The organism is Sphingopyxis sp. UBA6723, from assembly GCF_002454115.1.
GTDB lineage: Bacteria > Pseudomonadota > Alphaproteobacteria > Sphingomonadales > Sphingomonadaceae > Sphingopyxis.
This window is the reverse complement of the sequence record NZ_DKIH01000011.1, coordinates 189,886-213,142: the sequence shown is the minus strand read 5'-3', so window position 1 is coordinate 213,142 and position 23,257 is coordinate 189,886. Positions and strand designations below refer to the sequence as shown.

The window sequence follows — 23,257 nt, the reverse complement described above, 5'->3', positions numbered from 1 at the left end:
TACCGCAAAGCGCCGAAATCCGCGCCGCTTCGGTTCGGCGCAAAAAGGAATCCGCTGGTCGGCGGATTGGGTCGATTCAGCCGATAATGCCGATGCGCTTGCCCGCGCGCTCGAAACGGCCCAGGATTTCGCCGACTTGCTCGCTGCTATGTTCGGCGCACAGCGAGCAGCGCAGCAGCGTCATGCCCGCCGGGGTTGCAGGCGGGCGCGCCAGATTGACGTACAGCCCTTCCTCAAGCAGTGCCTCCCACATCATCGCGCCCTTCTCCAGGTCGGGCATGATGACCGCAATAATCGCCGATTGCGCTTCGTCGGTGCCGAGCTGGAATCCCAGATCGCGCAGCCCCTTGTGCAGCACCTTCGAATTTTCCCAAAGGTGGGCGCGCTTGTTCGACCCGTGCATCAGCTTGCGGATGCTCGTCGCCGCGGTCGCCACAACGCTCGGCGGCAGCGACGCGGTGAACACATAGGGGCGGCACACCAGCCGCAGGATTTCGAACTTGGGATGGTTCGACACGCAGAAACCGCCGACCGTGCCGACGCTCTTGCTGAAGGTACCGATGATGAAATCGACGTCGTCGATCACCCCCTGCGCCTCGGCAACCCCGCGGCCATTCTCGCCGATAAAGCCCATCGAATGGGCTTCGTCGACCAGTATCATCGCGCCATTTTCCTTGGAAACACGGATCATTTCCTTCAGCGGCGCGACGTCGCCGAGCATCGAATAGACGCCCTCGAGCACGACGAGCTTGCCCGCTTCGGGGGGCAGGCGTTTCAGCCGTTTTTCCAGCGCCTCCACGTCGTTGTGGCGGAAGGCGACGATTTCGGCGTTGCCCATCGCGCAGCCATCATAGATCGACGCATGGCTGTCGATGTCGAGGATGACATAATCGCCTTTGCCCGCGATTGTGCTGATGATGCCGAGGTTCGCCTGATAACCCGTTGAAAACACCATGGCATGGTCCATGGCGTAAAATTCTTTCAGCGCTTCTTCGCACTCCTTGTGGCCCTGATAGGTGCCGTTGAGGACGCGGCTGCCGGTGGTGCCGCTGCCGAATTTGTCGAGCGCGTCCTTGCCCGCGGCAATGACATCTTCGTCAAACGTCATGCCCATATAATTATAGGTGCCAAGCAGAATCGTCTCGCGCCCGTTGCAGATCGCGACGGTCGGCGAGATCACCTTTTCCATCACCAGATTATAGGGATCGGTGACCCCGGTCGCGAGCAGGGTTTCGCGCTGCTGGATCAGCGGATCGAATTTCGAAAAGAGGTCGGTCATATCAATATCCTTGGCCCGTTCGTGTCGAGCGAAGTCGAGACACCCGTCGGCATGGCGCAAGGTCGAGGGGCATCTCGACTTCGCTCGATGCGAACGGCATCGGGTTTATCCTTGCAGCTTTTCAACCGCCGCCACCAATTGGCCCACGGTCTCAATCTCAGCCTGCATGTTCATGCTGATGATGATGTCGAACGTGTCCTCGACTTCGGCGACAAAATCCATCACCGTCAGGCTGTCCCATTCAAGGTCGCCGGCAAAGGTCGTCGCATCGGTCAGCGCGACCCCCTTTTTATTGAAGGGGGCGATCAGGCCGTAAATCTGGTCGGTGAGGGCGGTGCTCATGTGGTGCGTCCCGTAAAGATATAATGTTGCGCGCGGGAATGCCGCGCTCATGTCCGATTGGCAAGCGAATGCGGCGGGAACAGGGCAGCATCTTGCCGCTGGCGGCACTTCATGGCATCGCTGTGACGGGTCGCTGACAGGGGAGAAACACCATGGACAGCGAAAACGCATCGACACCACCGACGCCGCCCGCGGTTTCGTTTCCGCCGAACGCGGTGCATCTGGTCCGCACCAATCAGCAGCTGACAATGCAGCTGTCGCAGATGGCCGACCAGAAAGCGTCGATCCTGATGGGTGCGACCTTTGTCGTGTTCACCCTCGCGGTCGGTCAGGCGCGCGCCGGGGCAGGGGCGCTGGCGATGCCGCTGACGATCCTTGCGACCTTTTCCTTCCTCTCCGCGCTGCTCGCCGTGTCGGCGGTATTGCCGCGCGTCGGCAAGGCGCCGCCGATCGTTTACAAGGACGGCAAGGACCACAGCAACATCCTGTTCTTCGGCCGCTTTTCGCAGATGGAAGAGGATGAGTTCATCGACGCGGTCAAGGCGCGGCTGCGCACCGAGGAAGATCTGTACGAGACGATGCTGCGCGACACTTATCAGAACGGCATCGTGCTCGCGCGGCGGAAATATCGCTATCTGGCTTATGCGTACAGGTTGTTTGTCGTCGGGCTGACGCTAACCTTCGGGGCGTTTGCGTTCGAGATGGTCGCGATGTGGACCTGAATCCCTCCCCTTTGATGGGGGAGGCAGCGAGACTTGGTCCGGCGTAGCCGGGCCTTTAGTCGAGCGGGGTGGGGTCCATCGGCCTTGCGCCAACCCGGCAAACCCCACCCCAACCCCTCGCCTGAAGGGGAGGGGCTTTTATATGCGCTGCTGTTGCCTTTTTGCCACCCCTGGCGCTGAAAATCCCGACCTACCTCGCCTGTCATTGAACCGCTCCCGCCCCGCGCCTATCCGGGCCGGCCATGTTGCAGCAGGCCACGCCTTTGACCGCGGAACCGTCGCAGGGTCTTCGCCAGGAATTCCGGGCGACGCTGGCGCTCGCCCTGCCGCTTGCCGCCGCAAACCTGCTCCAGATGCTCGTCCACGCGATCGATGTCATCTTTGTCGCCCGGCTTGGCGACGCCGCGCTCGCCGCCTCCTCGCTCGGCGTGTCGATCTTTGGCCTGTTGCTCTGGACCGGCAGCGGGCTGGTCGGCGCCGCCGCGCCGCTGATCGCCGCCGAACTCGGGCGCCGCAAACATGCGGTGCGCGAGGTGCGCCGGACCGTGCGCATGGCGCTGTGGCTCAGCGCGCTGGTGTCGCTCGTCTTCATGGGCATTTGCGCCGCGGGCGGGCCGATCATGACCCTGACCGGACAGCCCGCCGAAACCTCGGCGCGCGCCGCCGGTTTCCTGCTGATCCTGATGTGGGGCATGTTCCCGATGATCGCTGCGACGGTGCTGCGCATCTTTGTCTCGGCGCTCGGGCGACCGACGATCGCGACCGCGATCACTTTCGGCGCGCTCGGGGTCAACGCCCTCGGCAACTGGGCGCTGGTGTTCGGCAACCTCGGCTTGCCTGCGCTCGGGCTGCACGGCTCGGCGATCTCCAGCGTCATCACCAGCGTGCTGATGCTGCTCGCCTATGTCGTCGTCATTCAGTCCGACCGGCGGCTGCGGCGCTATCATCTGTTCGGTAACTGGTGGCGCACCGAATGGACGCGCTTTTTCGACATGCTGCGCATCGGCACCCCGATCAGCCTGACCATTCTCGCTGAGGCCGGATTGTTCACCGGCGCCGCCTTCCTTATGGGGCGGATCGGTGAGGCGGAACTCGCGGGTCACACCATTGCGTTGCAGGTCGCCGCGCTCGCTTTCCAGATCCCGTTCGGGGTCGCACAGGCGGCGACGATCCGCGTCGGGCTGGCCTATGGCGCCCGCGACCACCGCGGCATCGCCCATGCCGGACAGGCGTCGCTGGTGCTCGGCATCGGCTTCATGGCGTTCACCGCGCTGCTGATGTGGCTGTTCCCGACGCTGGTGCTGTCGATCTATGTCGATGTCGATGCGGCGCGCAACGCGGCGCTCGTGGGATTCGCGATGCAATTCCTGGTCGTCGCCGCGGCGTTCCAGCTGTTCGACGGTGCGCAGGCGGTCGCCGCCGGGGTATTGCGCGGCTTGCAAGACACCCGCACCCCGATGATCATCGCCATCTGCGGCTACTGGATCGCGGGCTATGGCACCGCGATCTACCTCGGCTTCTGGACCCCGCTCGCCGGGGTTGGGGTGTGGATCGGGCTGGCGGTCGGGCTTATTGTGGTGTCGGCGGTGCTGCTTATGCGGTGGCGGATGCGGGCGCGGCTGGGGTTGCTTCCTTCAACCTAGCTTACGTAGCCGTTCTTCGACTTGCGCATGCAGTGCCCTTAGCCATTCGCGACCAGCTTCGGGATGGAAGGCATCGATGGGCTGGTGGCCTTTCTTGGCGTTGCAGGGCTTACAGGCCGCTACCAGATTTTGGATAGCTTCCGCGGCATCACCATTTTGACCTTCCACATGGTCGATGGTCAGGTTGTCCTTCGATAGCTTTGTGGGGCAATAGAAGCATTTGGCACCATGGGTTTCAACAGCCTTCTTCAAGCTGTTTCGCGCTGCCCAAGGACCACCCGCCGCACCTGCTACCCAGTAAAGGGGAGTCTTGCTCTCACTGCTGTGCAATCGTGCAAACACGATGGTACGATAAGGCATCATGCCGAGACACGGCTGCGCCGCTACCTCAGGTCGCTCGATCGCTTCCTGAGCCTGCTTTTGAAACGCTTCGGCCTTCATGGGTGACGGCTTAACGCTCAAGCGTAAAATTTTCGTTGGAGTCCGCTTGACGGTCTTAGGGGAGCCACCCATATGCCCGTCTGTTAGCACTCGCGCCCTGTGAGTGCTAAATCACATCCATTGCATCATTGGAGGGATATCCATGCAATTTCGTCCGCTGCACGACCGAGTGCTCGTCCGCCGTATCGAAGCCGAAGAAAAAACGGCTGGCGGCATCATCATCCCCGACACCGCCAAGGAAAAGCCGCAGGAAGGCGAAGTCGTCTCCGTTGGTTCGGGCGCCCGCGCCGATGACGGCAAGGTGACCCCGCTCGACGTCAAGGCCGGCGATCGCATCCTGTTCGGCAAATGGTCGGGCACCGAAGTCAAGGTCGACGGCGAAGAGCTGTTGATCATGAAGGAATCGGACATCCTCGGCGTCATCGCCTGAGCGATTTGATCGAATCTCGAGTGAAGTTGCGCAGTTTTCTGCCATTTTTTGAAGGAGCATCCACATGGCTGCAAAAGACGTAAAATTTAGCCGCGACGCGCGCGAACGCATCCTGCGCGGCGTCGACATCCTCGCCGACGCGGTGAAGGTGACCCTCGGTCCCAAGGGCCGCAACGTCGTCATCGACAAGAGCTTTGGCGCCCCCCGCATCACCAAGGACGGCGTCACCGTCGCCAAGGAAATCGAACTGAAGGACAAGTTCGAAAACATGGGCGCGCAGATGGTCCGCGAAGTCGCTTCGAAGACCAACGACCTCGCCGGTGACGGCACGACCACCGCGACCGTATTGGCGCAGGCGATCGTCCGCGAAGGCATGAAGTCGGTTGCCGCCGGCATGAACCCGATGGACCTGAAGCGCGGCATCGACCTCGCGGTCACCAAGGTTGTCGAAACGATCAAGGCACAGTCGAAGCCGGTTTCGGGCACCGCCGAAATCGCGCAGGTCGGCATCATTTCGGCCAATGGCGACACCGAAGTCGGCGAGAAAATCGCGCAGGCGATGGACAAGGTCGGCAAGGAAGGCGTGATCACCGTCGAAGAAGCCAAGGGTCTCGATTTCGAGCTCGACGTTGTCGAAGGCATGCAGTTCGACCGCGGCTACCTGAGCCCTTACTTCATCACCAACCCGGAAAAGATGCTCGTCGAGCTGGCCGATCCGTACATCCTGATCTTTGAAAAGAAGCTGTCGAACCTCCAGTCGATGCTGCCGATTCTCGAAGCGGTGGTGCAGTCGGGCCGTCCGCTGCTGATCATCGCCGAAGACATCGAAGGCGAAGCGCTCGCCACGCTGGTGGTCAACCGCCTGCGCGGCGGCCTGAAGGTCGCAGCCGTCAAGGCACCGGGCTTCGGCGATCGCCGCAAGGCGATGCTGCAGGACATTGCGATCCTCACCAACGGTGAAATGATCAGCGAAGACCTGGGCATCAAGCTGGAAACCGTCACGCTGAACATGCTGGGCCAGGCCAAGCGCGTCACGATCGACAAGGACAACACGACGATCGTCGATGGTGCCGGCGATGCCGACACGATCAAGGGCCGCGTCGAACAGATCCGCGCGCAGATCGAAACGACGACCAGCGACTACGACAAGGAAAAGCTGCAGGAACGTCTGGCGAAGCTCGCTGGCGGCGTTGCAGTCATCAAGGTCGGCGGCGCTTCGGAAGTCGAAGTGAAGGAACGCAAGGATCGCGTCGATGACGCCCTCCACGCAACCCGCGCTGCGGTCGAAGAAGGCATCGTCCCCGGCGGCGGTACCGCTCTGCTGTACGCCACCAAGGCACTCGAAGGCCTGACTGGCGTCAACGAAGACCAGACCCGCGGCATCGACATTATCCGTCGCGCGCTGCAGGCTCCGGTCCGTCAGATCGCCGAAAACGCCGGTTTCGACGGCGGTGTCGTCGCTGGCAAGCTGTTCGACCAGAAGGACAGCAACTTCGGCTTCAACGCCTCGACCGATGTCTATGAAGACCTGGTCAAGGCCGGTGTCATCGACCCGACCAAGGTCGTCCGCATCGCGCTGCAGGACGCGGCCTCGGTTGCTGGTCTGCTGATCACCACCGAAGCCGGCATCGCCGAATCGCCCGACGACAAGCCCGCCATGCCTATGGGCGGCGGCGGCATGGGCGGCATGGGCGGCATGGACTTCTAAGTCCAAACCGTTCGGCACTCAGCCGATGAAAAGAGGGTCGGGGGAGCAATCCTCCGGCCCTTTTCGTACGCGCGCCCCTGCGAAGGCAGGGGCCCATCACCGATGCTGTCGTCACCCGGCGCCCATCGCTTTGAATCGCAACGCCAGATGATGGGCCCCTGCCTTCGCAGGGGCACGGCGGTTCTGTCATTGCCTGTTCATTCGGCCCGGCATAGCAAAGCGGCATGAGCTTGTTCCTCGCCCTCGCCATGATCGCCGACCCGGTCCAGCCGATCGAACGCTGCGGCTATCGCATCGTCCAAAGCTACCCCCACGACACGACCAGCTTTACCCAGGGCCTGTTCTGGGACGGCGGCCATCTTTATGAAGCGACCGGCCAATATGGCCGCTCACGCGTCGCGCGGCTCGACCTCAAGACCGGCAAGGCGGTCGCCCAGACAAAATTACCGTCCGACCAGTTCGGCGAAGGCATCACCCGCTGGCGCGACCAGATCATCGGCGTCACCTGGCAGGGCGGGGTCGGCAATCGGTGGCGGATCAAGGATCTGAAACCCGTCGGCACCTTCAAATTTGCGGGTGAGGGTTGGGGCGTCACCATGGTCGGCGACAGTTTGGCGCTGAGCGACGGCACCTCACAGCTGCGCTTCTTCGATCCCGCGACGATGACCGAGCAGCGGCGCGTCACGGTACGCTTCGGCACACGTCCGCTGGCGATGCTCAACGAGCTGGAGACGATCAACGGCGAAATCTGGGCCAATGTGTGGATGACCGAGATGATCGTGCGGATCGACCCGGCCAGCGGCACCATCAAATCCTATATCGACCTGTCGGGCTTGAAGGAACAGGCGGGCGCCACGGGCCATGATAGCGTCCTTAACGGCATCGCATGGGATGCGAAGAAGAAGCGCCTGTTCGTCACCGGAAAATACTGGCCGAAGCTGTTCGAGATTGCGCTCGCAGATTGCGATTAGCAAAAGATCCTCCCTGTGGCGAAGCCATGGGGGAGTCGCAGACGGCGCGTAGCGCCAGCGGGACCGCTTGCGAAGCGAGTGGTGGAGGGGCCGCGACGTTTGCGCCAAAGCCCCTCCGTCAGCGCTTCGCGCGGCCACCTCCCCATCGCTGCGCGACAGGGAGGACTACTAGAGCGAACGCTCCAGCGCCTGCTCCATCCGCGCCGCTGCGGCGTCATAAACGCGCGTCTTCAGTCCAGCGGTAATCGCAGCGGGCGTACGGTCGGGGTGCCCGCCAACATAGGGCGGGGCGGGGTCATATTCGATCGCGAGCTGGATCGCCTGCGCCACCGCATCGCCGTGCAGCCGCCCGATCAGCGTCAACGCGAAATCCAGCCCCGACGTCACCCCGCCGCTGGTGACCAGATTGCCATCTTCGACGATGCGCGCATTCACCGGTTCGGCGCCGACCAGCGGCAGCAAATGCGCATAGGCCCAATGCGTCGTCGCGCGCTTGCCGGTCAGCAGCCCGGCGCGGCCGAGCAGGAAGGCGCCGGTGCAGACGCTGGTTACCCAGCGCGCGCCCGCGGCTTGCCGCGCGATGAAGTCGATCGTTGTGGCATCGTCCAGCGCCTCGGTGACGCCATGGCCGCCGGGGACGCAGAGGATGTCGGCTTGCGGACAGCTGGCAAAATCGTCTGTCGGCAAAATCGAAAAGCCGCTGTCGGTGGCGATCGGATCGCGGCTGGCCGCGGCGCCGACCAGCCGCGCGCCGGGCATCCGGCACAGCGCCTGCGCCGGTGCGGTGAAATCGAGCTGGGTGATGCCCGGAAACAGCAGAAAGACGATGGTGGTCGTGGCGGGGTTCGCGGGTGCATCGGTCATGCGGATGTCCTTGCAGTGGCAGTGGATCACCCAGGCGCGCGGCTCGTCTTGGCCGATTGGCCAGCCCCGCTTCCCGATGGGTCTCCATCTTCAGCGCCAGTCGCGAGGCAGAGGATCATTAACGGCGCGGTGTCCGAAGGGGAAGGTGCTATCTGTCGGCTGGCGTGTCCGTGTCGGCGCGGCCATCTGGACCAGAGGCCGGTGCCGTATCACGGCTTTCGAGCATTTCGGCCGCATCGTCGAGCGCCTTTGCCTCGCTGACGGTCACCCCGCCCGGCCCCGGCTCATTATCGGTGCGGCTGCACCCTGCGACCAGCACAAGCGCGACCGACGTCAGAATTATAGCAGGTCCGCGGCGGCGCATGGCAGTCTCTCCCACGAAAAAGGGCTCCATTCGCCAAGAATGGAGCCCTTTCATAGCCGCACGTTCAGACGCGCGCCAATGACTTACTTGTCGTTGGCTTCGGCCTTCTTGGTTTCAGCTTCGATCTTGTCACCAGCGGCAGCGGCGGCATCGCCAGCAGCGTTCACGGTGCCTTCGACAGCATTGCCAGCCTTGTCGGCAGCAGCGGCGGTCGCAGCAGCGGCATCGTCGGCAGCAGCAGCGGTGGCGTCGGCTGCGTCGGCAGCGCCTTCGGCCATCGCGTCGCCGGTGGCGGCGGCGTCGTCAGCCATCGAATCGGCGGTTTCGCTAGCGGCGTCCTGGGTCTTTTCCGAGCAGGCAGTAAGGCTGAAGGCCGCGGCGGCCATCGAAGCGATGAGGATCTTGCGCATGGGTATTCCTTTCGAAAACAATGGCCGCATGACCGGCCATGGATGGAAAGAGTTAGCGAGGGATGCGAAGCTTGGCAATCAATAGCTTTTGGCCTTTGCCGGGACACCAAGGGCTCGCAAAACGAACAAAGGGGCCGCCAGCAAACTGACGACCCCCCTTGTTTTTTTGGCCGAACCGACCGGTAAGAAGCTTACTTCTTGGCTTCTTCCATCGCGCCCTTGGCAGCGTCGGTCGCTTCCTGAGCGGCGCCAGCAGCTTCGGCAGCCTTGTCGGTTGCGGTCGCAGCGTCGCCAGCAGCAGCAGCGTCGGCAGCGCCTTCAGCAGCAGCGCCAGCGGTCGCAGCGGCGTCAGCAGCGCCTTCGGCGGCTTCCATCGCGCCGTCAGCAGCGCCTTCGACGGTTGCCGTATCTTCGGTGGTGACGGCTGCGTCGTCGGCAGCCTTTTCACCGCAAGCGGCGAGGCCGAGCGATGCGGCGAGGACGAGCGACATGGTGATCGATTTTTTCATTTGGGAAACCCCTCTCAGTTTGAACAGATCGACCGGCATAGGAACAGATCGATCCCGGAATATGCCAATCCCGCGCAGAATTACTCGCTCGGCAAATGGCGTGCAACGCCCTTTTTGCGGGTGCCGCCATGTTTCATGGCGAATGGCTTGCGGACCAGTCGGCTTTGGCGGAAATAGGGGTGCGCAGCTTGGTTGACCAGATATAAAGAAAGCTTTATATGTGGTCCCATGAGTGAGCTGATCGACATCTTTCGGGCGCTGGCCGACCCGACCCGATTGCGAGTCGTCGCCTTGCTGCGCGAGATGGAACTGGCGATCGGCGAACTGGCGGTCGTGCTGGACCAGAGCCAGCCGCGGGTGTCGCGCCATGTCCGTATCCTGGTCGAAGCGGGGATTGTCGAGCGGCGGCGCGAGGGCAGCTGGGTGTTCCTCCGGATCGCCAAATCCGGTCCGATGGCGCAGGTCATCGGGCAGGCCGAAAGCTGGCCGTTCTCGGCGCGCGAGGCGCTGGTGATCGCGCATGATGCGCGGCGGCTGGCGGCGGTGCGCGACGAACGCGCCGCGGTCGCCGCACGCTATTTTGCCGACCATGCCGCCGAATGGGACGCGATCCGCTCGCGCCACGTCGCCGAAAGCGAGGTCGAGGCGGCGATGCTGGCGATGATGCACAACCGCCGGCTCGGGCATCTGCTCGACATCGGCACCGGCACGGGCCGGATGGCGGAAATCTTCGCGCCGACCGCACGGCGGATCACCGCGCTCGACCGCAGCCCCGAAATGTTGCGCATCGCGCGCGCCAAGCTGGCGGGGCAGGCAGTTCCGGTCGACCTGGTGCAGGGCGATTTCCTGAACTTGCCCGTCGATGACGCGAGCATCGACAGCATCGTCATTCACCAGGCGCTACACTTTGCGCACGAACCCGACCGCGTGATTGCCGAAGCCAGCCGGGTGCTGCGCGGCGGCGGCCATCTGCTGATCGTCGATTTTGCGCCGCACGATGATGAGGCGCTGCGCGATCAGGCGGCGCACGCGCGCCTCGGCTTTTCGGATGCGCAGATCCGCGGCTGGTTCGCCTCGGCCGGGCTGTTGCTGGAAAATACCCAAACTCTCGAAGGCGGCGAACTGGTGGTGAAGCTCTGGCTTGGCCGCCGCCGCAGCGATGAAGATCAACCGCCGGTCGCCCATGATGGCGACGGCCAACCCAAAAGGCTCGCGGCATGACGTCGAACTTGAACTCGCTCGCGGAGGCGCGCCGCGCCGCTGCGTCGCCGCTGTTCGCCAATCTGGATGGCGACATCGGCGTCAGCTTTGAATTTTTCCCGCCCAAGACCGAGAAGATGGAAGCTCAGCTGTGGGACACGTTCCGCACCCTCGAGCCCTTGGCGCCGCGCTTTGTGTCGGTCACCTATGGCGCGGGCGGTTCAACGCGCGAGCGCACCCATGCAACGGTTGCGCGCATCGCGGCCGAAAGCGCCGTGCCGCCGGCTGCACATCTGACCTGCGTCGAAGCCTCGCGTGCCGAGATCGACGAGGTGGCAGCGGCCTATTGGGAGGCCGGCGTGCGGCACATCGTTGCGCTGCGCGGCGACGTTCCCGGCGGTGCGCCCTATCGCGCGCATCCCGACGGCTATGCCAATGCGGTTGAACTGGTGGCGGGGCTCAAGGCCATCGCGCCTTTCGATATTTCGGTCGCCGCCTATCCCGAAGTGCATCCCGATGCCGATTGCCCGCAGGCCGATCTCGACAATCTGAAGCGCAAGCTTGATGCCGGGGCAACGCGCGCGATCACGCAGTTTTTCTTCTCGCCCGACAGCTTCCTGCGTTTTCGCGACGCGGCGGCCGCGGCGGGCATCGACGCGCCGATCATCCCCGGCATCCTGCCGGTGTCGAACGTGTCGCAGACGCGGCGCATGGCCGATATGTGCGGCACCGCCATCCCGGCGTGGATGGTGTCGCTGTTCGACGGGCTGGACGATCATCCTGGCGCGCGCCAGCTGGTCGCCGCAACCGTGGCTGCTGAAATGTGCCGCCGGCTGTATGCAGGTGGGGTCCGCGATTTCCATTTCTACACCCTCAACCGCGCCGAACTCAGCTATGCGATTTGCCATTTGCTGGGACTGCGGCCGGTCGCGACCGCAAAGGATCAGGCAGCATGAGCAGCGCACGCGAAGCGTTGGTGGCAGCAGCAAAAACCCGCATCCTGCTGACCGACGGAGGCTGGGGGACGCAGATCCAGGACCGCAAGCTGGTCGAGGCCGATTATGCCGGAAATCTTGGCCTGACGCATGATCAAAAGGGCAACAACGACATCTTGGCGCTCACGCGCACCGACGTCGTGACCGCGATCGGCGAAGCCTATCTGGCGGCGGGGTCGGACATTGTGTCGACCAACACCTTCAGCGCCAACCGGATCAGCCAGGCCGATTATGGCGCTGAACATCTAATCGCCGACATCAACCATGAAAGCGCGCGGCTGGGGCGCGAAGCCGCCGACAAATATGAAGCGATCGACGGTCGCCGCCGCTTCATCGCGGGCGCGGTCGGGCCGACGAACAAGACGCTGTCGCTGTCGCCCGACGTCAACAATCCCGGTTTCCGCGAAATCGATTTCGACGAGCTGAAGGATGTCTATCTGGAGCAGGTGATCGCGCTCGCCGAGGGCGGGGCGGACTTCATTCTGATCGAGACGATCTTCGACACGCTCAATGCCAAGGCGGGCATTGCCGCGACGCTCGAGGCCGAGGCGAAGGTCGGGCGCGAGCTGCCGCTGATGATCTCGATGACGCTGACCGACCTGTCGGGTCGCAACCTGTCGGGGCATACCGTCGAAGCCTTCTGGTATGCGGTGCGTCATGCGAAGCCGCTGACGATCGGGCTGAACTGCTCGTTCGGCGCCGCGCAGCTCCGCCCGCATGTGAAAGTGCTGTCAGAGATCGCCGATGCCTTAGTCATGGTCTATCCCAACGCCGGGCTCCCCAATGAACTCGGCGAATATGACGAGCTGCCCGACACGACCGCCGGGCTGGTCCGCGAGTGGGCCGATCATGGCCAGGTCAACATCCTCGGCGGCTGCTGCGGATCGACCCCCGCGCACATCGCTGCGATGGCGAAAGCCATCGCGGGATTGCCTTCCAGGCAGATCCCGCAAGTGCCGGTGCGGACACGGCTGGCCGGGCTGGAGCCGTTCACGATGGCGGCGTGATAATTTCACCCCTCCCCTTCAGGGGAGGGGCCGGGGGTGGGGTCTCGCGGCCTTGCGCTAACCCGATGACCCCCACCCCAACCCCTCCCCTGAAGGGGAGGGGCTTGAAAGCATGAAATGACCGAGACCACATCCTCCGCCACCAATTTCGTCAACATCGGCGAGCGCACCAACGTCACCGGATCGGCGGCGTTCAAAAAGCTCATCCTCGCCGACGATTATGCCGCGGCGGTCGAAGTCGCGCGGCAGCAGGTGGAGAACGGCGCCCAGATCATCGACGTCAACATGGACGAAGGCCTGCTCGACGCCGAATATGCGATGACGACTTTCTTGAAGCTCATCGCCGCCGAACCCGACATTGCGCGCGTGCCGGTGATGATCGACAGCTCGAAATGGTCGGTGATCGAGGCGGGCCTCAAATGCGTCCCCGGCAAGCCGATTGTCAACTCGATCAGCATGAAGGAGGGCGAAGAGCCCTTCCTCGAACATGCCCGCAAATGCATGGCCTATGGAGCCGCGGTCGTTGTGATGGCGTTCGACGAGGTCGGGCAGGCCGACACGATGGAGCGCAAGATCGAAATTTGCGAGCGCGCCTACAAGCTGCTGACGACGATTGGCTTCCCGCCCGAGGACATCATCTTCGATCCCAATGTCTTCGCGGTCGCCACCGGCCTCGAAGAACATGACAATTATGCGGTGGATTTCATCGAAGCGGTCAAGGTCATCCGCGTCCGCTGTCCGCATGTCCATTTTTCGGGCGGGCTGTCGAACCTGTCGTTTGGCTTTCGCGGTAACGAGACGGTGCGCCGCGCGATGCACAGCGTCTTCCTCTATCATGCGATCCCCGCCGGGCTCGACATGGCGATCGTCAACGCGGGGCAGCTCGACGTGTACGACACGATCGACCCCGAACTGCGCGAGGCGTGCGAAGATGTCGTGCTCAACCGCAAGAAGGACGGCGAGGCCGAAAGCCCGACCGAACGGCTGATCGCGCTCGCCGAACGCTATAAGGGCAGCAATCCCGCGCAGGAAAAGGCCGCCGAGGAATGGCGCGGCTGGCCCGTCGCCAAGCGGCTCGAACATGCGCTGGTCAAAGGCATCGACGCCTATGTCGTCGAAGACACCGAAGAAATGCGCCAACTGATGCCGCGCCCGATCGAGGTGATCGAAGGCCCGCTGATGGACGGCATGAACGTCGTCGGCGACCTGTTCGGATCGGGCAAGATGTTCCTTCCCCAAGTCGTAAAATCGGCGCGCGTGATGAAAAAGGCCGTCGCGCATCTGCTGCCGTTCATCGAAGCCGCCAAAGAGCCGGGCGCGAAGGGCAAGGGCAAGGTCATCATGGCCACCGTCAAGGGCGACGTCCACGATATCGGCAAGAATATCGTCGGCGTTGTGCTGCAATGTAACGGCTTCGAGATCGTCGACCTCGGCGTGATGGTGCCATGGTCGAAAATCCTGGAGGCGGCGAACGAAAATGACGCCGACATGATCGGTCTGTCGGGACTGATCACCCCCTCGCTCGACGAGATGGTGACGGTCGCCGAGGAAATGCAGCGCGCCGGGATGACGATGCCGCTGCTGATCGGCGGCGCGACGACCTCGAAGGTGCATACGGCGCTGCGCATCGATCCTGCCTATCAGGGGCCGGTGCTTCACGTCCTCGACGCCAGCCGCGCGGTCGGGGTGGCGACCGCGCTGGTCAGCGACACCGGGCGCGACGCCTATGTGCAGGGTTACAAGGACGACTATGGCCATATCCGCGATGTGCGCGCGGGCAAGGGACAGAGCGTCCTCCACACGATCGAAGAAGCGCGCGCCAATTATTACGACGCCTATCTCAGCGACAAACCCGCGCCGCCGCTCCAGCCCGGGCTACACCGTTTCGACGACTGGTCGCTCGACGATCTGCGCGACTGCATCGACTGGACGCCGTTCTTTCGCGCGTGGGAATTGCACGGCACCTGGCCGTCGATCATGGACGACGAGGTGGTCGGCGAGACCGCACGCGCGCTGAAGGCCGATGCCGACGCGATGCTCGATCAGCTGATTGCCGAAAAATGGCTGACCGCGCGCGGCGTCTGCGCCTTCTGGCCCTGCGCGCGCGACGGCGACGATGTGACGATCCATCTGGTCGAAGAAGAGCGCCATGTGACGCTCCCCTTCCTGCGCCAGCAGGTCAAGAAAAGCCGCGATCGCGCCAATATGTGCCTCGCCGATTTCATCGATCCGGCGGGCGACTGGATCGGCGGCTTCGCGGTCGGAATCCATGGCATCGAGCCGTTTTCCGAACGCTTCCGCGCCGACAAGGATGATTATTCCGACATCCTGTTGAAAGCCCTGGCGGATCGGTTTGCCGAGGCGTTCGCCGAGCGGTTGCACCAGCATGTCCGCACCACCCTGTGGGGCTACGCCCCCGGCGAACAGCTGACCAACGAGGCGCTGATCAAGGAAGAATATCGCGGCATCCGCCCGGCGCCCGGTTATCCAGCCTGTCCCGATCACAGCCTGAAGCCGATCCTGTTCGAGTTGCTCGCCGCGGGCGAAAATGCCGGGCTGGTGCTGACCGAAAATTTTGCCATGCTGCCGACCGCGGCGGTCAGCGGCTTCTATTTCGGCCATCCCGAAAGCCAGTATTTTGGGGTCGCGCGGATCGGCAGCGACCAGCTGGAAGATTATGCGCGCCGCCGCGGCGTCGATCTGGAAACCGCGACGCGCTGGCTGCGGCCCAATTTGGATTGAGCGGTTGAAACTCGCGTGCCCCTGCGAAGGCAGGGGCCCATCTCCGGTCGGGACCATCTCGAACCGGCAGGTGATGGGTCCCCGCCTTCGCAGGGACGCCCCAGTGTAACGATTGGATATTAGGCTGTCCGACAACAGGACACGCCAAGGATTAACCAGCTTCGCCAACGACTGTCGCCGTAAAAGCCGCTATGGCCCGCCCATGCTCAAGTCATTCTTCCGTCGGCCCCTGCTGCCGCTGCTCGCCCTGCCGCTCCTTCTCGCCCCGGCGCCGCTCCCCGCGCAGACCGGCGGCGCGCCGTACAGCGTCGATGGCCGCGGGTTCAGTCGGCTCCAGGAAGCGGTCGATGCCATCGGCGACGGCGAGGGGACGATCCGCATCGCCCCCGGCTATCACCGCGACTGCGCCGTACAGACGGCGGGCCGCATTGCGTTTGTCGCTGCCGAACCCGGCCGGGCAATTTTTGATGGCGTCGCCTGCGAAGGCAAGGCCGCGCTGGTCCTGCGCGGCGCGGGCGCGCGGATCGACGGGCTGGTGTTCCAGAACATGCGCGTCCCCGACGGCAATGGCGCGGGCGTCCGGCTGGAAACGAGTAACCTCGACATCGTGAACGCGATGTTCCGCAACAGCGAGCAGGGCATTTTGACCGCCGACGATCCCGAAGCCACGCTGACCATCGACCGCTCGACCTTCTCGCGCCTCGGTCGCTGCGACCGCGGCCTCAGCTGCGCGCACAGTGTTTACACCGGCATCTACGGCAAGGTCGTCGTGACGCGGACTCGCTTCGAAAAGGGCAGCGGCGGCCATTATCTCAAAACGCGGGCCATCGCGGTCGATATCAACGACAACAGCTTTGACGACACCCAAGGTAAGGCGACGAATTACATGATCGACCTGCCGTCGGGATCGGTCGGCCAGATCGCGAACAACCTGTTCGTGCAGGGCAAGGACAAGGAAAATTATTCGGCGCTGATCGCGGTCGCCGCCGAGGAGCGCAAGAACCCATCGCGCGGCCTGTCGATCACCGGCAATCTCGCCAGCCTGCCCGCGGGCATCGGTCGCACGTCGGTGTTTGTTGCCGACTGGAGCGGCGAGCCGCTGGCGATCGGGGCGAACGAGCTAGGCGCGGGGCTGACGCGGTTCGAGAAGCGGTAAGTCCGATCTGAAATCCCGTTCGTGTCGAGCGAAGTCGAGACACGCGAGGGCATACACGATGTCAGCGTGTCTCGACTTCGCTCGACACAAACGGATCTCGGGTAGGGGTTACGCCTCCCCCCGCGTTTCGATCAGCGATGCCGCCAGCGCCTCGGCGGGCGATTTGCCGCCCCACAGCACGAACTGGAACACCGGGTAAAAGCGCTCGCATTCGTCGATCGCGCTTTCGATCAGCGTCTCGGTCATGTCGAGCGACAGCGATGCGTCGCCGCCGATCAGCATCCCGTGCCGGAACAATATCGTGCCACTGTTCGACCACAGCTCGAAATGGCCCAGCCACAATTGCTCGTTGATCAGTGCCAGCGCCTCATGCGCGACGGCGCGCTTGTCCTCGACGACGCGGATGTCGGGAAAGGCGAGCAGCTGGATGACGCCATCGTCGGCGCGCCACACGGCGCGCAGCTCATAGGTCGTCCAGCTGCCCTGCGCGGTCGCGACGATTTCATCCTCGCCGACCATTTCGTGCGGCCAGTCGTGCGCGGCGAAATAGGATGACAGCATATCCATCGGGGCTGCGTCCTGGCCGTCTTCGTCGTCGTAAATATCTTCGCTCATGGGGGCGCTTTAGCGGCTGTTCGATCGGGTGGCGAGTCGCGATGCCCGCCACCAATCGTCATCCCGGCGAAGGCCGGGATCTCGCCCGTGCGGAAAGACGCGAGGGTGAGACCCCGGCCTTCGCCGCGGTGACGACTATGTCTTGGGCGCTGCTTTAGGATTTGCCGCGGCTTTAGGCGCAGCCACAGGCTTCGCCGCAGCTTTCGGTGCAGCCGCAGGCTTTGCAGCCGCCTTCGGCGCCGCCGCAGGCTTCGCTCCGCCTTCCAGCTTGTCGAGCCGCGCCTTCAGCGCCTCGGTCTCGGCGCGCGCGGTTGCGGCCATCTGCTTCACCGCCTCGAATTCTTCGCGGCTGACGAAATCCATCCGGCCGACCCATTCCTTGGCGCGTTCGCGCATTGCGGCTTCGGCCTCGCGGCCGGCGCCGGCGACGGTTCCGGCAACGCCGTTCACCATCTTGGCCAGATCGTCGAAAAAGCGGTTCTCGCTCTGCATCTTCAAATTCCTTCGTCGGACGTTCAGTCCCTTGCCGTCATCCTATCTGGGTGCTGGCGGCGGTGGGGACAAGGGTTTCGGCATCGGGATTGCGCTGGTCGATCTGAAAATTCAGGATCGCCGCAAAGCTGAGCCAGACCATATAAGGCACCAGCAGCCACGCCGCCGCCTTGCGGATCGGGGCAAAGGCAAAGGTGGTCGCGATCGTCATCATCAGGATGAAGATGATCAGGTAAAGCGCGCTCGTCACCTGATACTGGCCGAAAAACAGCGGCGACCAGGCGAAATTGGCGATCAACTGGACAAAGAACAAAGTCAGCGCCAGCCCGCGCCCCTTGGCCCCGCGCGCGTGCAGGATCATCGCCAGCGCCAGGCCGAGCATGATGTAAAGGATCGGCCACACGACCCCAAACACCCAGCCGGGCGGGGTGATCGCAGGCAGGTCGAGCGACGCGAACCAGCGATTGCCATAGCCGCTGTTCGACAGCACGCCCATCAGGCTGCCGATCAGGACGATGGCGGGGACGGTGACGAGCGCCCAGCGCAGATACGACATTCGAAGCTGGCCCGGTGTAGCGATCTCGGTCATGCACATGGTCCTTTGCGCGGGAATCGGCTGATCTAGGATGTCGCGGCGGGCGGGGCTGGCGTCAAGCGGCAGCTTTGACCGCGGCGATCAGAAATTCGACATTACCCTCCGGCCCGGTGATCGGGCTTTCGACCGTTTCAACGACCGTCCAGCCATTCTGTTCCAGCCAATCACGCACCGCCGCACAAACCCGCGCGTGGACCGCGGCATCGCGTACGACGCCCTTCTTGCCGACCTCGTGCCGTTCGGCCTCGAACTGCGGCTTGATCAGTGCGACGAGGCGGGCATCGTCTTTGGTAAAGCTCATCGGCACCGGCAGCACCTTCGACAGCGCAATGAAGCTCGCGTCGCAGACGATCAGGTCGATCGGTTCGGGGATGTGCGCAGGCGTCAGGATGCGCGCGCTCGTCTGTTCGTGGACGATCACGCGCTCGTCCTGGCGCAGCTTCCACGCCAGCTGGTTGGTCCCCGAATCGACGGCATAGACGCGCGCTGCGCCGCGGCTCAGCAACACGTCGGTGAACCCCCCGGTCGACGACCCGACGTCGATCGCGACCGCGTCCGTCACGTCCCAGCCGAGATGGGTCAGCGCATGGTCAAGCTTGATGCCGCCGCGCGACACCCACGGATGGTCGCGGCCCTTGACGCTGATCTCGGCATCCTCGGCGACCTGTTGCCCGGCCTTGTCGATCTTGCGGTCGCCGACGAAGGCGAGCCCCGCCAGAATCAGCGCCTGCGCGCGCGTCCGACTTTCGGCGAGGCCGCGATCGACGAGCAACTGATCGGCGCGGACCTTGGCCATCAGTCCAATCCCGTCATTGCGAGGAGCGAAGCGACGCGGCAATCTCCAGCTATCGTCGGCAGAGGCCGATAGCTGGAGATTGCTTCGCTTCGCTCGCAATGACGACCAAGGGCGATCACTTCGCCTCAACCTTGTCGGTTAGCATCCCCGGCGTCAGTATCTGTGGCAGGATCTCGGGCTTGGCCGTACCGGGCGCGTACCACAGATACAGCGGCACACTGTTGCGACCATGCTCGGTCAGCGTGCGCGTGATGACCGGATCGCCATTGGTCCAGTCGCCGACCAGCGTGACGACGCCAGCCTTTCCAAATGCTTCCTGCACCGCCTCGCGGTTGATCGCCCCCGCCTCGTTCGCCTTGCACGACAGGCACCAGTCGGCGGTGAAATAGACGAACACCGGTTTGCCGGTGGCGCGCGCCTTGGCGAGCGCATCGGGCGAGAAGGTCGATCCGTTCGCTGCGGCTGTTCGCTCCGCGTCGGCAACATCCGTTACCGTTCCACCCAAACCAACAACGAAAAGCAGCCCTGCCGCGATCAGCAGCCAAGACCGCCGGTCGCCGCGCTGCATCGCGCCATAGTGGGTGAGCAGCACCAGCGCCATCGCGACCGCGACAATCGGCCAGATCAGCTGCGACCCGCTGCCGAGTTGCCGCCACAGCAGCCAGCCGAGCGCGAGCGCGGTCAGCCCCATCGGCAGCGCCATCCACTTGCGGAACTTGGCCATCCATGGCCCCGGCTTGGGCAAGCGGTTGCGCAGCGCCGGGACAAACCCGACCGCGAGAAAGGGCAGGGCAAGGCCGAGTCCAAGGCCGCCAAAGATCGGCAGGGCCGCCCATGTGGGCAGCACGAGCGTCGCCCCGAGCGCCGCGCCGAGCAGCGGCCCGCTGCACGGCGTCGCGACAAAGGCGGCAAGCGCGCCGGTCCAGAAACCGCCCGCTGCGCCCTCCTTGCCCGCCAGCGCCTGTCCGCCGCCGAACGACGGCAGCTCATAAGCACCCAGCAGGTTGAGCGTGATCGCGAGCGCAAGGATCAGCAGCGCCAGCACGCTGACCGGATGCTGCAACTGGAACGCCCAGCCGACCTGCTCGCCCGCCGCGCGCAGCGCGAGCAGCGCGGCGCCGAGCAGCAGCGCGGTGACGATCGCGCCTGCGGTGTAAGCGAGCGCCTCGATCCTCGCCGACCGTGCGTCGCCGCCCGAGCGCGCGAGGCTCAGCGCCTTGAGGCTGAGGATCGGGAAGACGCAGGGCATCAGGTTCAGGGTCAGCCCGCCGAGGATCGCGCCGCCGAGCGCGGTCCAGAACAGCCCCAAGTCGATCGCGTCCGTCGGGCCTGCAATCGCCTCGCCCGCGGCGGGGACCGCGCCCGGTTCGAACTGTACCGAAAGCCCGCGTCCTTCGCCGAGCTTGAGCAGCGCCGCGACCGGCCCGCTCGCCTCTCCCTTTGCGCGCGTCTCGACGATGATGAAATCGCCGTTGCGGCTGAAAGTTTGCGGCGCGGCGTAATCGACCAGATTTTGCGTCTGCGCGAACAGATACGGCGCATCGAGCGCCGATCCGGCGGGCAGGGGGATGGCGAAACGCACGGTATCGCCGCGCCGCTCCCACGTTCCGCTGCGATCGAGCGGCTGCGGCAACAACGCGCGCCAGCCGTCGAAGCGGCCACGCGTCGCGGCCGCAACGGCGCCGTCGCCCGCTTTCAGCGCAACGGAAACAACGGCGCGTTCGGGCACGCAAACCTTGTCGGTGCAGGCCAGCCAATTGGCGACCCCCGACAGGGTCAGGTCGCTCCCCTGCGCGACACTTTCGTCCACGTCCACATCGGCGAGCAGCGCATAGGGATGCTCGTACACATGGTTCATCATGCCGAACAGGATCAAGGGCTCGGGCACCGGATAGCGGAAGGGCGCCACGGTGACCCCCTCGGGCAAATTCCATTCGACCGATAGCCCGAACCCGGCATCGCCACCATTGATCCAGTAACCGTGCCAGCCCGCGTCGGGGGTCATGGTGAGCGCCAGCGTCGTAGTCCCGCCGGGCGCGGGCACGGTGGATTCGGCGACCAGCTTCGGCTGGATATGCGTCGATTGCGCCTTGGCGGGGCCGAGCGCGAGCACGGCGAACGCAAGCAGCGCGAGCACCGAGCGCCAAAGCGCTGTCACAAAAACGTCCTTGCCGCGATCCATGCCGGTTCCGCTGTCACCTGTCTCTCGAGGCTTGCCATATAGGCGGGTTTCGCCGAGAGGACAGCCCGCGCTGACACCCCTTCGCAACGGAGACGCCGCTCGTGACGCTGAAACATCTCAAAATCGCCTTGGCCGCCATCCTCTGCGTTGGCAGCGCCAGCACCGTGCTCGCGCAAAATTCAGCGCAGCCCGTCCCGAAAGTGACCGCCGCGACGCCGCCGCCCAAGCTGATCGTCGTCGTCGCGGTCGACCAGCTGTCGGCCGACCTGTTCGCCGAATATCGCGACAAATTCACCGGCGGCTTCGCACGGCTCGCGTCGGGTGTGGTGTTCCCGTCGGGCTATCAGGCGCAGGCCGCTACCGAAACCTGCCCCGGCCATGCCACGATCCTGACCGGCAGCCACCCGGGCCGCGCCGGGATCGTCGCCAACAATTACTTCGACCTCTCGGTCGCCCGCGAAGACAAGCGCATCTATTGCGCCGAAGACGAGAGTGTCCGCGGCACCGCGTCGGGCGGCGGCAAATATGCGCCGTCGGTGAACCATCTGCTCGTCCCGACCCTTGGCGACATGATGAATGCGCGCGATCCGAAGACGCAGGTCGTCTCGGTCGCGGGCAAGGACCGCGCCGCAATCATGATGGGCGGGCGGCAGGCCGACGAACTGCTGTGGCTTGCCCCCACCGGTCTCACCAGTTACCGCGGTACCACCCTGTCGCCGACCGCGACGCAGGCCGGTGCGGCAATCGCCGCCGCGATTGCGCAGCCGCGCCCGGGGCTGGCGCTGCCCGCCGATTGCGCCGCACATGACATCGCGATCCCGGTCGGCGACAAGGGTGCCACTGTTGGAACCGGCCGCCTGGCGCGCGATGCCGGCGACTTCCGGCGCTTCCTCGCGTCGCCCGAGGCTGATGGCGCGGTCCTCGCGACCGCCGCGGCCCTGCGTCAGGTCCGCAAGATGGGCGAGGGCAGCGTCACCGACCTGCTGATCGTCGGCCTGTCGGCAACCGATTATGTTGGCCATGGCGTGGGTACCGCGGGCGCCGAAATGTGCCTCCAGATGATGGGACTCGACCGCGAACTCGGCGATTTCTTCGCACGGCTCGACGCGACCGGCATCGACTATGTCGTCGCGCTGACCGCCGACCATGGCGGCCATGACATGCCCGAACGCAATCGCCAGAACGCCTGGCCCACCGCTGAGCGCGTCGATCGCGCGCTCGACCCCGACGCGCTGGGCAAGGCGGTTGCCGAAAAGCTGGGCCTGCCGCAGCCGCTGCTCTATGGCGACGGGCCGTTCGGCGACATGTATCTGTCGAAGGCGCTAACCCCGGCGCATCGCAAGGCCGCAGAGGCTGAAATTTTGGCCCGGTTGCGCGCGCATCCGCAGATCGAGGCGGTAGTGACGGCCGATGAGCTGGCGAACCGGCCATTTTCGAAACAGGCGCCCGACACCTGGAGCCTCCACGACAAGCTGCGCGCGTCGTTCCATCCGGACCGGTCGGGCGACTTCATCGTGGTCCTGAAGCCACGCGTCACCCCGATTCCCGAATCGGGACTCGGCTATGTTGCGACGCACGGGTCGGCGTGGGATTATGACCGGCGGGTGCCGATGCTGTTCTGGCGCAAGGGGCTGGCCGGGTTTGAACAACCGAATGCGGTGATGACGGTCGACATCATGCCGACGCTGGCATCGCTGATTGGCTTGGCCGTCGATGCGGCAAAGATCGACGGACGCTGCCTCGACCTGCTTTCGGGTCCGGAAAGCAGCTGTCGTTAGGGAACGCATAGAACAG

23 protein-coding genes and 1 riboswitch are annotated in these 23,257 nt (G+C 64.4%); of the genes, 11 read left to right on the top strand and 12 right to left on the bottom strand.

Going from position 1 to position 23,257, the window contains the following annotated elements; translation table 11 throughout:
• Window positions 1-76 precede the first annotated feature (76 nt).
• Window positions 77-1,279: a serine palmitoyltransferase gene (spt, locus tag B4F07_RS12035; protein WP_293700341.1), complete on the bottom strand. Its 1,203-nt coding sequence runs from the start codon at window positions 1,277-1,279 to the stop codon at window positions 77-79.
• A 105-nt stretch (window positions 1,280-1,384) separates the two neighbouring features.
• Window positions 1,385-1,621 (bottom strand): acyl carrier protein, encoded by a 237-nt coding sequence (locus B4F07_RS12030; protein ID WP_293700342.1) that lies wholly within the window; start codon window positions 1,619-1,621, stop codon window positions 1,385-1,387.
• Window positions 1,622-1,773: 152 nt separating this feature from the next.
• Here B4F07_RS12030 and B4F07_RS12025 point away from each other — a divergent pair, with 152 nt between their 5' ends.
• Both B4F07_RS12025 and B4F07_RS12020 read left to right on the top strand, forming a co-directional pair.
• The gene (locus B4F07_RS12025; protein ID WP_293700343.1) at window positions 1,774-2,343 is read left to right on the top strand and encodes a Pycsar system effector family protein; all 570 of its coding nucleotides are present in this window, start codon (window positions 1,774-1,776) and stop codon (window positions 2,341-2,343) included.
• Window positions 2,344-2,585: 242 nt separating this feature from the next.
• Window positions 2,586-3,986 (top strand): MATE family efflux transporter, encoded by a 1,401-nt coding sequence (locus B4F07_RS12020; protein ID WP_293700344.1) that lies wholly within the window; start codon window positions 2,586-2,588, stop codon window positions 3,984-3,986.
• Here the strand turns inward: B4F07_RS12020 and B4F07_RS12015 are convergent.
• Complete coding sequence (locus B4F07_RS12015) at window positions 3,978-4,427, bottom strand: HNH endonuclease (protein ID WP_293700345.1); 450 nt, start codon at window positions 4,425-4,427, stop codon at window positions 3,978-3,980. The two genes, B4F07_RS12020 and B4F07_RS12015, sit on opposite strands and share 9 nt — an antisense overlap.
• A 142-nt stretch (window positions 4,428-4,569) precedes the next feature.
• Between B4F07_RS12015 and groES the strand changes: the two genes are divergently transcribed.
• The 3 genes from groES (at window position 4,570) to B4F07_RS12000 (ending at window position 7,536) form a co-directional block, all read left to right on the top strand.
• Entirely contained in the window at window positions 4,570-4,857 is a 288-nt protein-coding gene (groES, locus tag B4F07_RS12010) for a co-chaperone GroES (protein ID WP_088440350.1), read from the top strand.
• A gap of 64 nt (window positions 4,858-4,921) precedes the next feature.
• Window positions 4,922-6,565: a chaperonin GroEL gene (gene groL, locus B4F07_RS12005; protein ID WP_293700347.1), complete on the top strand. Its 1,644-nt coding sequence runs from the start codon at window positions 4,922-4,924 to the stop codon at window positions 6,563-6,565.
• A 224-nt stretch (window positions 6,566-6,789) separates the two neighbouring features.
• Complete coding sequence (locus tag B4F07_RS12000; RefSeq protein WP_293700349.1) at window positions 6,790-7,536, top strand: glutaminyl-peptide cyclotransferase; 747 nt, start codon at window positions 6,790-6,792, stop codon at window positions 7,534-7,536.
• Between the two features lie 168 nt (window positions 7,537-7,704).
• On the opposite strand, the gene B4F07_RS11995 is transcribed toward B4F07_RS12000, so the two are convergent.
• From B4F07_RS11995 to B4F07_RS11980, 4 genes are all read right to left on the bottom strand, one after another.
• Window positions 7,705-8,400, bottom strand: coding sequence for a DJ-1/PfpI family protein (locus B4F07_RS11995; protein WP_293700350.1), 696 nt, complete (start codon window positions 8,398-8,400; stop codon window positions 7,705-7,707).
• 21 nt (window positions 8,401-8,421) lie between these two features.
• A riboswitch (ZMP/ZTP riboswitch) is annotated at window positions 8,422-8,514 on the bottom strand.
• Window positions 8,515-8,548: 34 nt separating this feature from the next.
• Complete coding sequence (locus tag B4F07_RS11990) at window positions 8,549-8,764, bottom strand: hypothetical protein (protein ID WP_293700352.1); 216 nt, start codon at window positions 8,762-8,764, stop codon at window positions 8,549-8,551.
• 83 nt (window positions 8,765-8,847) lie between these two features.
• Window positions 8,848-9,174, bottom strand: a complete 327-nt coding sequence (locus B4F07_RS11985) for an entericidin EcnAB (protein ID WP_293700353.1) — start codon at window positions 9,172-9,174, stop codon at window positions 8,848-8,850.
• Window positions 9,175-9,365: 191 nt separating this feature from the next.
• Entirely contained in the window at window positions 9,366-9,683 is a 318-nt protein-coding gene (locus B4F07_RS11980; protein WP_293700355.1) for a hypothetical protein, read from the bottom strand.
• A gap of 228 nt (window positions 9,684-9,911) precedes the next feature.
• Between B4F07_RS11980 and B4F07_RS11975 the strand changes: the two genes are divergently transcribed.
• The 5 genes from B4F07_RS11975 to B4F07_RS11955 all read left to right on the top strand — a co-directional run bounded on the left by B4F07_RS11975 (window position 9,912) and on the right by B4F07_RS11955 (window position 16,783).
• Complete coding sequence (locus B4F07_RS11975; RefSeq protein WP_293700357.1) at window positions 9,912-10,904, top strand: ArsR/SmtB family transcription factor; 993 nt, start codon at window positions 9,912-9,914, stop codon at window positions 10,902-10,904.
• Window positions 10,901-11,839, top strand: coding sequence for a methylenetetrahydrofolate reductase (gene metF, locus B4F07_RS11970; RefSeq protein WP_293700359.1), 939 nt, complete (start codon window positions 10,901-10,903; stop codon window positions 11,837-11,839). The genes B4F07_RS11975 and metF overlap by 4 nt, the downstream gene beginning before the upstream one ends.
• On the top strand, window positions 11,836-12,885 hold the full coding sequence (locus B4F07_RS11965) for a homocysteine S-methyltransferase family protein (protein WP_293700361.1): 1,050 nt from the start codon (window positions 11,836-11,838) through the stop codon (window positions 12,883-12,885). The genes metF and B4F07_RS11965 overlap by 4 nt, the downstream gene beginning before the upstream one ends.
• Window positions 12,886-13,002: 117 nt before the next feature.
• Window positions 13,003-15,627 (top strand): methionine synthase, encoded by a 2,625-nt coding sequence (metH, locus tag B4F07_RS11960; protein WP_293698062.1) that lies wholly within the window; start codon window positions 13,003-13,005, stop codon window positions 15,625-15,627.
• A gap of 202 nt (window positions 15,628-15,829) precedes the next feature.
• Window positions 15,830-16,783, top strand: coding sequence for a right-handed parallel beta-helix repeat-containing protein (locus tag B4F07_RS11955; RefSeq protein ID WP_293698060.1), 954 nt, complete (start codon window positions 15,830-15,832; stop codon window positions 16,781-16,783).
• Window positions 16,784-16,891: 108 nt separating this feature from the next.
• Here the strand turns inward: B4F07_RS11955 and B4F07_RS11950 are convergent, their stop codons facing one another.
• The 5 genes from B4F07_RS11950 to B4F07_RS11930 form a co-directional block, all read right to left on the bottom strand.
• Window positions 16,892-17,398 carry a YbjN domain-containing protein gene (locus tag B4F07_RS11950; RefSeq protein ID WP_293698057.1) on the bottom strand — a complete coding sequence of 169 codons (507 nt, stop codon included), beginning with the start codon at window positions 17,396-17,398 and terminating at the stop codon, window positions 16,892-16,894.
• A 135-nt stretch (window positions 17,399-17,533) separates the two neighbouring features.
• Window positions 17,534-17,890, bottom strand: a complete 357-nt coding sequence (locus B4F07_RS11945; RefSeq protein ID WP_293698055.1) for an accessory factor UbiK family protein — start codon at window positions 17,888-17,890, stop codon at window positions 17,534-17,536.
• Between the two features lie 37 nt (window positions 17,891-17,927).
• On the bottom strand, window positions 17,928-18,479 hold the full coding sequence (locus B4F07_RS11940) for a TspO/MBR family protein (protein WP_293698052.1): 552 nt from the start codon (window positions 18,477-18,479) through the stop codon (window positions 17,928-17,930).
• Between the two features lie 61 nt (window positions 18,480-18,540).
• Window positions 18,541-19,281, bottom strand: coding sequence for a TlyA family RNA methyltransferase (locus B4F07_RS11935; protein ID WP_293698049.1), 741 nt, complete (start codon window positions 19,279-19,281; stop codon window positions 18,541-18,543).
• Window positions 19,282-19,396: 115 nt separating this feature from the next.
• Window positions 19,397-21,463, bottom strand: coding sequence for a protein-disulfide reductase DsbD family protein (locus B4F07_RS11930; RefSeq protein ID WP_414711679.1), 2,067 nt, complete (start codon window positions 21,461-21,463; stop codon window positions 19,397-19,399).
• A 101-nt stretch (window positions 21,464-21,564) separates the two neighbouring features.
• On the opposite strand from B4F07_RS11930, the gene B4F07_RS11925 reads away from it, so the two are divergent.
• Complete coding sequence (locus B4F07_RS11925) at window positions 21,565-23,241, top strand: alkaline phosphatase family protein (RefSeq protein WP_293698043.1); 1,677 nt, start codon at window positions 21,565-21,567, stop codon at window positions 23,239-23,241.
• The last annotated feature ends 16 nt before the right edge of the window (window positions 23,242-23,257 follow it).